Annotated in this window: 7 protein-coding genes, 1 tRNA gene and 1 pseudogene; 4 read left to right on the top strand and 5 right to left on the bottom strand. The window is 72.3% G+C overall.

What is annotated here, in order from left to right; genetic code table 11:
- Positions 1–4: 4 nt before the first annotated feature.
- The 3 genes from ACFY10_RS49070 (at position 5) to ACFY10_RS49060 (ending at position 1929) form a co-directional block, all read left to right on the top strand.
- A complete protein-coding gene (locus tag ACFY10_RS49070; protein ID WP_390671913.1) occupies positions 5–1219 on the top strand; it encodes a sensor histidine kinase in 1215 nt (404 codons plus the stop codon).
- Positions 1216–1830, top strand: coding sequence for a response regulator (locus ACFY10_RS49065; RefSeq protein ID WP_390671912.1), 615 nt, complete (start codon positions 1216–1218; stop codon positions 1828–1830). Before ACFY10_RS49070 ends, ACFY10_RS49065 begins: the two co-directional genes overlap by 4 nt.
- Positions 1831–1853: 23 nt before the next feature.
- Positions 1854–1929, top strand: a tRNA-Gly gene (locus ACFY10_RS49060).
- A gap of 55 nt (positions 1930–1984) precedes the next feature.
- Here ACFY10_RS49060 and ACFY10_RS49055 read toward each other — a convergent pair.
- The 5 genes from ACFY10_RS49055 to ACFY10_RS49035 form a co-directional block, all read right to left on the bottom strand.
- On the bottom strand, positions 1985–2884 hold the full coding sequence (locus ACFY10_RS49055) for a phosphoribosylaminoimidazolesuccinocarboxamide synthase (RefSeq protein WP_390671911.1): 900 nt from the start codon (positions 2882–2884) through the stop codon (positions 1985–1987).
- A gap of 110 nt (positions 2885–2994) precedes the next feature.
- Complete coding sequence (locus ACFY10_RS49050; RefSeq protein WP_390671910.1) at positions 2995–4497, bottom strand: N,N-dimethylformamidase beta subunit family domain-containing protein; 1503 nt, start codon at positions 4495–4497, stop codon at positions 2995–2997.
- Between the two features lie 172 nt (positions 4498–4669).
- A complete protein-coding gene (locus tag ACFY10_RS49045) occupies positions 4670–6466 on the bottom strand; it encodes a hypothetical protein (RefSeq protein ID WP_390671957.1) in 1797 nt (598 codons plus the stop codon).
- Between the two features lie 331 nt (positions 6467–6797).
- Complete coding sequence (gene purD / locus ACFY10_RS49040) at positions 6798–8051, bottom strand: phosphoribosylamine--glycine ligase (RefSeq protein WP_390671909.1); 1254 nt, start codon at positions 8049–8051, stop codon at positions 6798–6800.
- Between the two features lie 198 nt (positions 8052–8249).
- Positions 8250–10535 (bottom strand): DNA polymerase III subunit gamma and tau, encoded by a 2286-nt coding sequence (locus ACFY10_RS49035; RefSeq protein WP_390671908.1) that lies wholly within the window; start codon positions 10533–10535, stop codon positions 8250–8252.
- Between the two features lie 128 nt (positions 10536–10663).
- On the opposite strand from ACFY10_RS49035, the pseudogene ACFY10_RS49030 reads away from it, so the two are divergent.
- A pseudogene (locus ACFY10_RS49030) lies at positions 10664–11248 on the top strand (histidine phosphatase family protein); the annotation flags it as partial.
- Positions 11249–12339: the final 1091 nt, after the last annotated feature.

The raw sequence follows: 12339 nt of genomic DNA, 5'->3' as shown, positions 1-12339 counted from the left end.
GAGGATGAGCCGGGCGGGCGGCTGGTGGCGGCGCAAGAGCACACCGGCGAAGGTCGAGACGTACACGCGGTGGTCGTTCCACTTCTTCGGGGTCGCCGAGATTCTGGCGATCGGGCTGCCCGCCGTCGGCACGCTGGGGCCCGGGCTCGGCGGGGCGCTGCTGGGCCTGGTGGCGGTACACGCGGTGGCGTGCATGGTGACCGTGTCGCGGGCGCTGGACTGGACGCGGGGGCGGCGCGAGCAGCCCGTCCGGCTGCTGTGGGCGCTCGCTGCCGTCACCGCCGTGGTCGCCGTCACTGCGGTGGGGATCGCGGAGCGCGGACCGGACGGCAACGGCGTCGACAACACGGCGGGCGCGGTCTTCGGGGTCGTCCTGGTCGTCGCGGCCGGGGTCATCTCGCTCGGAGTGCGCGAGCGGCGGCGCGTGTACGCGATCGTGGGCGGCTTCGCTCTCGGCGCGGGGATCATCTCCTTCCCGCTGGGCACGCCCGGGCCCGCCACCCTGCTCACCATGGTGGGCGTGCTCCTCGGCGCCGGATTCCTCGCCTTCACCGCAGTCTTCTCCGTCTGGCTGCTCGACGCCGTCTACGAACTCGACGCGGCCCGCGAGACCCGCGCCCGGCTCGCTGTCGCCGAGGAACGGTTGCGGTTCGGGCGGGATCTGCATGACGTCATGGGGCGGAACCTCGCCGTCATCGCGCTGAAGAGCGAGCTCGCCGTACAGCTGGCTCGCCGCGGGCGGCCCGAGGCCGTGGACCAGATGATCGAGGTGCAGCGGATTGCGCAGGAGTCGCAGCGAGAGGTGCGGGATGTCGTACGGGGGTATCGGGACGCCGATCTCGGGGTCGAACTCGCGGGTGCGCAGGGCGTGTTGACCGCGGCAGGGATCCGCTGCGAGGTGAGCGGGGAGGCCGGCGGGCTGGAGGTCGGGGTTCAGTCGGTGCTCGGGTGGGTCGTGCGGGAGGCGACGACGAACGTGCTGCGGCACGGGGACGCGGTGCGATGTGACATAGCACTGAAGTCAGGCGAGAGGTGTGTGGTGCTGACCGTGGAGAACGACGGCGCGGCCACGCCCACGGGTGGCCGCGGGTCCGGGCTGGCCGGGCTGCGGGAGCGGCTGTCGGCGGTGGGCGGGACGCTGGAGGCCGGGCCCGTCGGCGGAAACGTGTTCCGGGTGGTGGCCGAAGTGCCCCTGGGCGTGAGTGAGGTCACGGCGTGACGGGTCCCGTACGACTGCTGCTCGCCGACGACGAGCACCTCATCCGGGGTGCGCTCGCCGCGCTGCTCGCGCTGGAGGACGATCTCGTGGTCGTGGCCGAGGCCGCGACCGGGCCCGAGGCGCTGGCGATGGCGCGGGCGCATGAGCCGGAGGTGGCCGTGCTCGATCTTCAGATGCCTGGCGCCGACGGTGTGAAGGTCGCCACATCCCTGCGGGCCGAACTGCCCGGCTGCCAGGTGCTGATCGTCACCAGTCACGGACGGCCCGGGCATTTGAAGCGGGCGCTTGCGGCGGGTGTGCGGGGGTTCGTTCCGAAGACGGTCAGCGCGCAGCGGCTCGCGGAGATCATCCGGACCGTGCATGCCGGGAACCGTTATGTCGACCCCGAGTTGGCCGCCGACGCGATCGCCTCCGGGGACTCGCCGCTGACCGTGCGGGAGGCCGAGGTGCTGGAACTCGCCGCCGACGGGGCGCCCGTCGCGGAGATCGCCGAGCGGGCAGCGCTGTCGCAGGGGACCGTACGGAATTACCTGTCGTCGGCCGTCTCCAAGCTGGGAGCCGAGAACCGTCATGCGGCGGTGCGGCTCGCGCGGGAGCGGGGTTGGGTATAGTTGGCCCCGCGCCACGGCGCACTGCGGACGTAGCTCAGTTGGTAGAGCGCAACCTTGCCAAGGTTGAGGTCGCGAGTTCGAGCCTCGTCGTCCGCTCCAGATCAAGCCCCCCGGCTTCTGCCGGGGGGCTTCTTCGTGTCCTGTTCCCTGAGTCCTACGACCAGCTCGTGCCCGTCAGGCGCTCGTACGCCTCGACGTACTTCGCCCGGGTCGCCTCCACGACCTCCTGCGGCAGCGGCGGCGGGGGCTGCTCGCTCTTGCGGTCCCAGCCGGAGGCCGGCGAGGTCAGCCAGTCACGCACGAACTGCTTGTCGTACGACGGCTGCGCGTGACCCGGCTCCCACAGGTCGGCCGGCCAGAAGCGGGAGGAGTCCGGGGTGAGGATCTCGTCCGCGAGGACCAGGGTCTCGCCGTCGAAGCCGAACTCGAACTTGGTGTCCGCGAGGATGATGCCGCGGTCCCGGGCGATGTCACGGCCGCGCGCATAGACGGCGAGCGTGGCCTGGCGCAGCTGGGCGGCGGTGTCGGCGCCGACCTGGCGGGCGACCTCCTCGTACGAGACGTTCTCGTCGTGCTCGCCGACCTCGGCCTTGGTGGCCGGGGTGAAGATCGGGGCCGGGAGTTCGCTGCCGTCGACCAGGCCCTCGGGCAGGGCGAGGCCGCAGACCGTACGGGACTCGTTGTACTCCAGCAGGCCCGAGCCGGTGAGATAGCCGCGGGCCACGGCCTCGACCGGGACCATCTGCAGCGACTTGCAGACGAGGGTGCGGCCGGCCCAGTCGGCGGGGGCGCCGGCGGGCAGTTCGGTGCTCAGGACGTGGTTGGGGATCAGATCGGCGATCTGCTCGAACCACCACAGGGACAGCTGGGTGAGGACGCGGCCCTTGTCGGTGATCTCGGTCGGCAGCACCCAGTCGAAGGCGGAGATGCGGTCGCTGGCGACCATCACGAGGTCGCCGGCCTCGTTCTGGTACAGCTCGCGCACCTTGCCGGTGTGGAGATGAACCAGGCCCGGAACCTGGATCGGCTCGGGCTTTTCTACGAATCCGGACACGGTTCCTCCCCGTGGTTATGACCAAGTGGGGTCGATTCTCCCGTATGGCTGGAATCGGTCTTGGTGGGGGGTGGTGGAGCGGGGGGTGCGGGCTTGTGCTGCTGTGGAGCTCAGTCACGTTTGCAGATGCGGTCCAGCAGGTTTGCCGTGGCGCGCTGCACTCGGGTGTCGACGTGGCCCGGACGGTCCAGGGACGGGGACCAGGCGAACGTCCCGGATGCGAAGACCAGGGCGCCGGAGGGGGCTCGGTAGAGGGATGTCTCCTGGTGGCGGAGGGTGCCCTCGGAGTCGGTGTACGGGGAGTGGGCGAGCAGGATGCGCTCCTCGTGCTCGGGGAGCGGGGTGCGCGGGAAGTAGCGGTCCGCCTCGCCTGCGACCAGGCCTTCGATCTCGTCACCCTCGTGGGCGCCGGTCGCCTCCCACAGCCAGTGGTCGGCGTTGCGGACGATCAGGGGGTGGGGATCGGGGACCCGGCCCGCGTACTGGATGCCGACCAGTTGCTGCTCGGGGCGGTCGACTTCGCGCCACAGGACAGGGCGGCCGGGGCCCTTGCGCTTGCGGCAGGTCAGCAGGCGGTCGGGGACGCCGGACGGGGACGGGCCCAACTCCACCTGCCAGTACATGGTGTTGGCGGAGAGGAAGACGAGAGACGTGCCGTGCTCCCGGGCGAGTTCGACGGTGCGGCGCATGTTGGCCGACCAGTACTCGTCGTGTCCCGGGAAGACCAGGCCGCGGTAGCGGGTGGGGTCCACGTGCCCTGCGTGCAGGTCGCGGGCGTCGGCGTAGGCGAGGTCGTAGCCGTAGCGCTCGGCCCAGCGGATGAAGTCGTAGGCGTGGCCGACGTGCAGGGGGAGGCCGGCTCCGGCGTACGGGCGGTCGAAGGAGACCGTGGTCGCGGCGTCGGACTCGCCGAGCAGACGGCCCTGTTCGTCCCAGGCGTGGTAGAGGCTCGCGCCCGTGCGGCCGTCCTCCGGGTAGAGGTTGTACGCCTGCCAGGTGACGTCGGGCAGGAGCAGAAGCAGGTCCGCGGGGTGGTTGTCGCGGACCGTGAAGGGGATGTGGGAGCGGTAGCCGTCGACGGTGGTGAGTACGGCGACGTATGCGCCGATGCTCCAGTAGCTCGGGATCTGCAGGCGCCAGGAGAGCCACCAGTGGTGGCAGGAGACCGTGCGGTCCGCGGCGAGCGGCGGGGGCTGGACGATGCCGGAGAGACGGGGGCTGGTGGTGATCTTGGCCGCGCCGTCGCCGCCGAAGTGGCCGATGCGGTAGATGTCGACGCTGAATTCCTGGGGCGGGTCGACCGTGATGTGGAAGTCGACGGCCTCGCCGGGGGAGACCGCGCCGGTGGAGATGAAACCCTTGATCTGGCGGCGGACGTCGTCCGCGGAGCGGGGGCCGCCGGCGGCTCGCGGGGCCGGGACGCGGGGGGTGTTCGGGGAGTCCCCCGCGGGCGACTGCTGGGGTGCGTCCACGTACCAGGGGACCACCTGGCCGGTGTCGTCGAAGTACGTCTCGCTGCCGCGGAGCCACGGGACGGGGCCCTGGCCGAAGGGGTCGGTCACGGCATGCGCCAGCGCTCCGGATTCCCAGCGGCGGATCTGCTCCTGCCCCATGGTCGCTCCCCTCCCTCGATCCCCCGTGGTCGCGTCTCGCGTGCCTGGCTTGTGCCGTAAGCCCTTGCCATGTGCCCGATCGGTCCCAGCACATCACATTGCGCACGCATGCGGTCACTATTCGTTGCGAATTGGCCGAAAGTGGAATGCGGGATTCCGGAACCGGCAACCGTCACACAAGCCGGACGGGCTTCTCCGGGCGTATGCCGGATTCGAGAAGCCAGGCCCGCAGGGGGGCCGGGTCGCCGTCCTCCACGAGGCTGAGGACGCGGGGGGTCAGGTCCGTGGCCCGTTCCCCGTTGACGAGGAGGGACGGGCCGTCGAGCCAGTCGAGGCCGGGGGTTGCGCCTGCGGTGTCCATGGCGGCGCAGCAGACCATCGCGGTGACGTGGTCGGCCAGCAACTCGCGGGCTGTGCGCGGGGGTTGGAGCGGGAAGAGGGGGAGCGTGGCGTCGTCCCAGAGGGCGGTGTCGGGGGTGGTTCGCTCCGCGGGGGTGGCGGTGGCTTCCTCGCGGGCGAGCTCTGCGGTGAGGCCTGCGGCGAGGGTGGCGGTGCGTTCGTTTTCGGGTTCTTCCGCCTCGGCTTCGCCATCGGCCTTGTTGTTCCCACCCGCACCACCCGTGACGCTTTCGTCGTCGGGTGCGGGTGGCCCCTGTGGGGCTTCCTCGCCGTCGGCGGCTGCGGGTTCGGGCGTCTCGGGGGTCGACAGGTGGTCGAGGATTCTGGAGAGGGTGGGGCCGTCGGGGGGCGGGGTGGCCGGGTCGGGGGTGTGGCTTACGCCCAGGGTGTCGAGGACTCGGTGGAGGCGGGCCGCGTCGGTGCGCCATTTGCGGTCCACGACCTCGTCCGGGTATTCGTCCCAGTCGACCGGGGCCCAGTCGGGGCCGGGTTCGGCAGGGCCGCCGTGGAAGAGGCGGGCGGCGAGCAGCGAGGCCGCCTCGTCCACCGTGCCGGGCTCTTCCAGCAGGTCGCAGGCGGGGCGCTCGCCCAGGCGGGAGGCGAAGCCCTCGGCCAGGCGGTCGCGGCGGGACAGTTCGGTGAGGGCCGCCACCACTCCCGCGTCGAGGCGGGCTGGCCAGCGGCCCATCCGCCAGGCGGGCAGTGCGACGCGGGTCAGCAGGCGGTCCCAGCCGGCGTATGCCAGGCCCACCTGTTCCTGGGCGACGATCCTGAGGCCGTAGTCCACAGCCTGTGCACGCTCGGACGCCGCGGCCGCGACACCGCGCTCCATCTGTGCCGCGTGCTCCCGGCAGCTGCGCAACAGCAGGCGGGCCACCCAGCCGATGCTCGCGCACACCGCGCGGGTCAGGGGGCAGCGGCCGGGCGTCGAGGCGACGGCCACCGCGGCGTCCAGACCCCGTACGAAGCGGCGGGCCGCTGCTATGTCGGGGTGTGCGGAGGGTCCCGTACCGGCGACGACCGGGGCGAGGACCGCGCGCAGTTCGCCGACGCGCATCCACCACAGGAAGGGGGAGCCGATGACGAGGACCGGTGCGGCGGCCGTGCGCCGGTGGGCGCCGCGCACGCCCGCTATCTCGTCGCGGTCCGCCGCGGGGGGCGGGCCGTGCGCCGGGTGGGTGCGGTCCTCCAGCCAGCTGTCGCAGTCCGGGGTGAGCGCTATCGCGGAGGGGGCGGGGACGTCGAGCCGGTCGGCGAGGTCGCGCACCATCCGGTACAGGTCCGGGGCCGACTCCTCGGCGATCGGGACCGTCGGGCTGACGGCCGGGCGGGCGCGGGCGACAACCAGGGCGATGGCGCCCGCGGCGAGCAGTACGAGGACGGCGACGGGGGTCATGGCCCAGCGGGCGACATGCCAGAAGGGGCCCACCAGGTGGTCCGTCGAACCGCCGGCCAGCAGGATCACGGCGACCGCCGCAGGCAACAGTGCAACGGCCAGCGCCCTGCTGCGGATGCGCAGCACGGCGAGGGCCCTCGAGCGCGCTGCCTGCGCGCCCGCTTCCACACCCATACCGGTACCGGTCACCACCGGGCCTCACCCCCTCCCCAGCTGTCCTGGCTGCGCGGCTGTCCTGGCGTTGCTCACTCCCCCACTGTGGCACCCGCCACTGACATCGCAATGCCGGTGGGCCAAGTGCCGGACCGCTTGCGCCGCACCCTAGTTGGGGCCTCGGCCCACGTCAGCCGGATGGGGCATCGGTCACTCGATGGAATGGCTTTGGGGAGAGGTGGATGACGGAAAGCAAAGATCAGGCCCCCGATCCCCAACCCATCGGGCCCCGGATCCTTAGACGGATCCGGGGCCCGATGGGTTGGTCGGCGGCTGGGGACGAGGCAGTGGGTCAGGCGTTCTGCGCCGCCTTCGCCGCGATGTCCGTGCGGTGCTGGGAACCGTCGAGGCGGATGCGGGAGACGGCCCGGTACGCGCGGTCGCGGGCCTGGGTGAGGTCCTTGCCGGTCGCCGTGACGGACAGGACGCGGCCGCCGGCGCTGACCACCGTGGAGCCGTCGTGCTTGGTGCCGGCGTGCAGGACGTAGGCATGCGGGGCGTCCTGGGCGGCCACCTCGTCGAGGCCGGTGATCGGGTCGCCGGTGCGGGGGGTGCCGGGGTAGTTGTGCGAGGCGACGACCACGGTGACCGCGGCGTCGTCGCTCCAGCGCAGGGGCGGCAGGTCCTCGAGGGTGCCGTTCGCGGCGGCGAGCAGGACGCCCGCCAGCGGGGTCTTCAGACGGGCGAGGACCACCTGGGTCTCGGGGTCGCCGAAGCGGGCGTTGAACTCGATGACCCGCACGCCGCGCGATGTGATCGCGAGACCGGCGTAGAGGAGGCCGGAGAAGGGGGTGCCGCGGCGGCGCATCTCGTCGACGGTCGGCTGGAGGACGGTCTGCAGGATCTCCTCGACCAGCTTCGGGTCGGCCCACGGCAGCGGGGAGTACGCGCCCATGCCGCCGGTGTTCGGGCCCTCGTCGCCGTCCAGGGCGCGCTTGAAGTCCTGGGCCGGCTGGAGCGGGACGACCGTCTCGCCGTCGGTGATGGCGAAGAGGGAGACCTCGGGGCCGTCGAGGAACTCCTCGATGACGACGCGCTCGCAGGAGTTGGCGTGCGCCCTGGCCGCCTCGAGGTCACTGGTGACGACTACGCCCTTGCCTGCTGCGAGGCCGTCGTCCTTGACGACGTAGGGGGCACCGAAGGCGTCGAGGGCCTCGTCGACCTCGTCCGGGGTCGTGCAGACGTACGAGCGGGCGGTGGGCACCCCCGCTCCCGCCATGACGTCCTTCGCGAAGGCCTTGGAGCCCTCGATCTGGGCGGCCTGCTTGGCGGGGCCGAAGACCGGGATGCCCGCCTCGCGCACGGCGTCGGCGACCCCGGCGACGAGGGGTGCCTCCGGGCCCACGACCACGAGGTCGGCGCCGAGCTGTTCGGCCAGCGCGGATACGGCTTTGCCGTCCAGCGCGTCGACCTGGTGCAGCTCGGCGACCTCGGCGATGCCGGCGTTGCCGGGGGCGCAGTGCAGCGCGGTGACGTCGGGGTCGAGGGACAGGGAACGGCACAGGGCGTGTTCGCGGGCGCCGTTACCGATGACGAGGACCTTCACGGGGGTCAGCCTAACCGGCGTCGGGGGTGGTGCTTTGTGCGGGTTGCCGAGGGCAGGGGGGTCGGGGCACTGTATGTTCCTCCGAAAGTGGCTCGGGGGTGCCGCTGGTGCCCGCTGGGACTGCCACCCCCAGACCCCCCGCTTCGGCCCTTAAGGGGCCTCGTCCTCAAACGCAACCGGACGGGCTGGGATTCATCGCTACTCGTTCGAGAATTCCTCCACCACCGTCGCCCCCAGCTCCCGCACGATCAGATCGTGGCCGGAGAGGGCCGATTCGTTGAGGTCGGGGTCGTCGTCCTCCGGGATGTCGTCCTCGGGGGAGACCGGGGGTGGGGGTTCCGGGGCCGTTGGCTGGGAGACGGGTGCGGCGGTGGGTGTGGCCTGGGCCGTCGGGGCCGGTGACGTGGGGGCGGGGGACGGTGGGGACGCGGGGCGCTGCGTTGCCGTGCCGCCGCCGTAGCCGCCCGGGGTGCCGCCGCCGTAGGCGCCGTTGGAGGGGGCGGGGGATGGCGGCGGGGCGGAGCCGCCGGACGGGTCGACGATCGCCTCGACCTTCCACTGCACGTTGAACTGCTCGGCCAGCGCCTGGCGCAGTACGTCCTCGCTGCCGCTGCTCGCGAAGTTGTCGCGGGCGCCCGCGTTGACGAAGCCGAGCTGGAGGGTCGTGCCGTCGAAGCCGGCCACCTGGGCGTTCTGGCTGAGCAGGATCCAGGTGAAGCGGCGGCGGTTCTTGACGGCCTCCAGGATGTTCGGCCAGAGCATGCGGGGGTCAAGGCCGCCGCTCGGCGGGGCGTAGCCGGTGGCGGGCGCGGTGGGCTGGGGTGTGGCTGCCGGGGGCGGGGACGGTGCGCTGGGTGGGGGCGTGGGCTGTCCGGCGCCTGCGGGGGTGGCCGTGGGCCAGCCGCCGGGGCGGCGGCCGCCGCCCGCGCTGGCCGCGGTGGGCCAGGCGCCGGGGGCGGGAGCGGACGCGGGTGCCTGGGGCTGCTGGGCTACCGCGGGGGCCGGCGCCGGGGGTGCTGCAGGAGCGGCCGGTTCGGACGGGGCGGCGGCCGGGGCAGCAGCTGTCCGAGCCGGGGGTTCGGTGGCTGCGGGAGCGCCCTGGCCGGACGGCCCGACGCCTCCTGCCCCCGGCCATGCGCCCGCACCGCCGGACGGCGTCCCCCCGCCCGCCGGTGCACCCGATGCGCGTACCGCCGCCCTGGCCGCGGCCGGGCCGCCTCCGGGCGGAACCGGTTCCCCGCCCGTCGCCGAGGGCACCGCTGCCCCGTGCGCTTCGGGCCCGGGCACATACCCCATGGCCGGTGCACCGCTGCCCGCGGAGAAGTTCACGCCCCGCTCGATCCGGTCGAGGCGGGCCATCACCGAACGCTCGTCCCCGTACGCGGCCGGCAGCAGCACGCGTGCGCAGATCAGCTCGAGCTGGAGGCGGGGCGAGTTGGCGCCACGCATCTCGGTCAGGCCCTCGTTGACCAGGTCGGCGGCGCGGCTGAGCTCGGCGGCGCCGAACGTGCCCGCCTGGGCCTGCATGCGCTCGACGACATCGGCCGGGGCATCGATGAGCCCCTTCTCCGCGGCGTCCGGCACGGCGGCGAGGATCACCAGGTCGCGCAGTCGCTCCAGCAGGTCGGCGACGAAGCGGCGCGGGTCGTTGCCGCCCTCGATGATGCGGTCGACGACCTCGAAGGCGGCGGCCCCGTCACCGGTGGCGAAGGCCTCGACGACGGAGTCCAGGAGCGAACCGTCCGTGTAGCCGAGGAGGGAGGTGGCCATGGCATACGTCACACCCTCCTCCCGCGCTCCGGCGAGCAGCTGGTCCATGACGGACATGGAGTCACGCACGGACCCCTGCCCCGCCCGCACGACCAGCGGAAGTACGCCCTCCTCGACGGGGATGTCCTCCCGCCCGCACACCTCGCCGAGGTAGTCGCGCAGGGTGCCCGGCGGCACGAGCCGGAAGGGATAGTGATGCGTCCGTGACCGAATGGTCCCGATGACCTTCTCGGGCTCGGTGGTCGCGAAGATGAACTTGAGGTGCTCCGGGGGCTCCTCGACGACCTTCAGCAGCGCGTTGAAACCGGCCGACGTGACCATGTGGGCCTCGTCGATAATGTAGATCTTGTACCGGCTGGCGGCGGGCCCGAAGAAGGCCTTCTCGCGCAGCTCACGCGCGTCGTCCACGCCACCGTGCGAAGCGGCGTCGATCTCGATGACGTCGATCGATCCCGGGCCGTTGCGCGCCAGGTCCTGGCACGACTGGCACTCGCCGCAGGGCGTCGGCGTAGGTCCCTGTTCGCAGTTGAGGCAGCGGGCCAGGATGCGCGCGCTGGTCGTCTTCCCGCATCCGCGCGGCCCGCTGAACAGGTACGCGTGATTGACCCGGTTGTTCCGCAGCGCCTGCTGCAGCGGGTCGGTTACATGCTCCTGCCCGATGACCTCGGCGAACGACTCCGGGCGATAGCGGCGGTACAGCGCGAGAGACGACACACATACGAGGTTATAGGCGCCCACTGACAACGCGGGCCGCCCGGATGCCGAGACGGGCGCCGGACGAAACCCAAGCGTCTCTTGACGGCCGCTTCACAGAAACCGAGCACCCCTCATGATTAAGTTGAATGCTCAAATACAACAGCAAACGCACAGTGCCCCTGCCGCCCCTCTCCCCACACCCCCCACACCCCCCACATCCCGCAAGGACACTCATGCCCCTCTACTTCATTCGCCATGGCGAGTCACAGGCGAACGAGCAGAACCGGTTCGCCGGACGGCTGGACGCCCCGCTCACCACGCTCGGCCTCCGCCAGGCCGAGCAGGCGGCCGACCGGGTCGCCACCCTCGCGGCGAGCGGCATACGCATCGACGAAGTGCACACGTCCACCCTCCGCCGCGCCCAGGAGACCGCCCGGACGATCATCGACCGACTGCCCGAACCGCCCGACCGGGTCACGATCGACGAGGCCCTCATAGAACGCGACTTCGGTGTCTACAGCGGTCGCAACAAGAGCCTGGTGAAGAAGACCATCGGCTTCGCCGGCTACACCGACGCATTCCACTCCCCGACCGGCCGGCCACCCGGCGGCGAGACCTGGACCGATATGTACGCGCGTGTGGCCGCGTACTACGACGAGGTTCTCCTCCCCGCCTCCCGCGCGGGCCGTACCGTCCTCGTCGTCGCCCACAAGTACATCGTGGAGATGTTCGCGCTGGTCGTCGCAGGCGCCCGCCCCGAGTCGTACCGCGACTTCAAGATCCCCAACGCCCGCCCGCTCTCCGAGGACGACCTGCGCCGCGCGGTCGCGGCCCCGGCAGCCGCCGGCCTGCTGAACGACCTCGGCGAGATCGTCGAGATCCGCCTCCCGCTGCTCGTCGCCGCGGCGGCCGGGGCGGGGACGGTCGCCCAACTCGCCGTGGGCGTTCGCGTGCCCGCCTGGGTGTTCACCGTGACGCTGACGGCCCTGCTCGCGGTCGGCTCCTTCTTCGCCATGCTGCGCGTCAACCCGCGCACCCTCCGCCGCCCGCTCGCGAGCCTCCACACGGCCTGGCCCCTGCTCCTCCCCCGCCTCGCCCTGGGCCTGACCCTCCTCTGGGCGGGCCACTCCCTCCCCCTGGAACTCGCCGGCCTCTTTCTCCTGCTCCCCCCGGCCCTCGTGGTCCCCACCCTCTCCCTCCTCTGGGGAGGCGACTACTTCTTCGCCGTACGACACACGGTGGCCGCCTCGCTGACCCTTCCGGTGCTGCTGCTGGCCGGTCTGGCGCTCCCGGTGATGCTGCCGGGCGGCGTGGCGCAGGCCCATACGCTCACCACCCTCGAACCGGCGCTGCTCACGTACGCGGCCGTACTGCTCGCCGCCCTCGTCCTGCCCGGCGCGGGCGCTCAGGCCCTGCGCCGCCGCGACCCGATCCGTGCCGGCGCCCTCAGCACCAACTGGAACTGGCTGGGCGGCCTCGCCCTGATCCCCTTGGCAGGCCTGGCCACGTTCGCGCTGACCCCGCCGACGGGCCTGACGGCAGCGCTCGCCGCTCACCTGCTGTTGACGACAACCGTCACCGCCGCAGCCCTGACGGCCCTCCGGGGCCTGACGGCGCTCTTCCTCCGCCTGCGCCCGCACGGCACCGGCCTCGGCCGCGACATGTTCATCACCCAGAACACGCCCAACGTCTTCCTGTGGCTCGCCATGACCGCGGTCCTCGCCCCCACGACCGGCCACCACCCCTCGGTCATCGGCCTGGGCGTCGCGCTGGTCTTCTTCCTCGCGGTCTACGTCGACGAGCGGATCTTCCTCCGCGCACA

The organism is Streptomyces sp. NPDC001401, from assembly GCF_042895385.1.
Classification (GTDB): domain Bacteria; phylum Actinomycetota; class Actinomycetes; order Streptomycetales; family Streptomycetaceae; genus Streptomyces.
This window is presented reverse-complemented; position numbering and strand designations above follow the sequence as displayed.

Bases quoted from the DNA above. Each gene is read 5' to 3' on its own strand.
- ACFY10_RS49070 (WP_390671913.1), top strand. From the start codon at position 5: ATGAGCCGGGCGGGCGGCTGGTGGCGGCGCAAGAGCACACCGGCGAAG.
- ACFY10_RS49050 (WP_390671910.1), bottom strand. From the start codon at position 4,497: ATGGGGCAGGAGCAGATCCGCCGCTGGGAATCCGGAGCGCTGGCGCAT.
- ACFY10_RS49045 (WP_390671957.1), bottom strand. From the start codon at position 6,466: ATGGGTGTGGAAGCGGGCGCGCAGGCAGCGCGCTCGAGGGCCCTCGCC.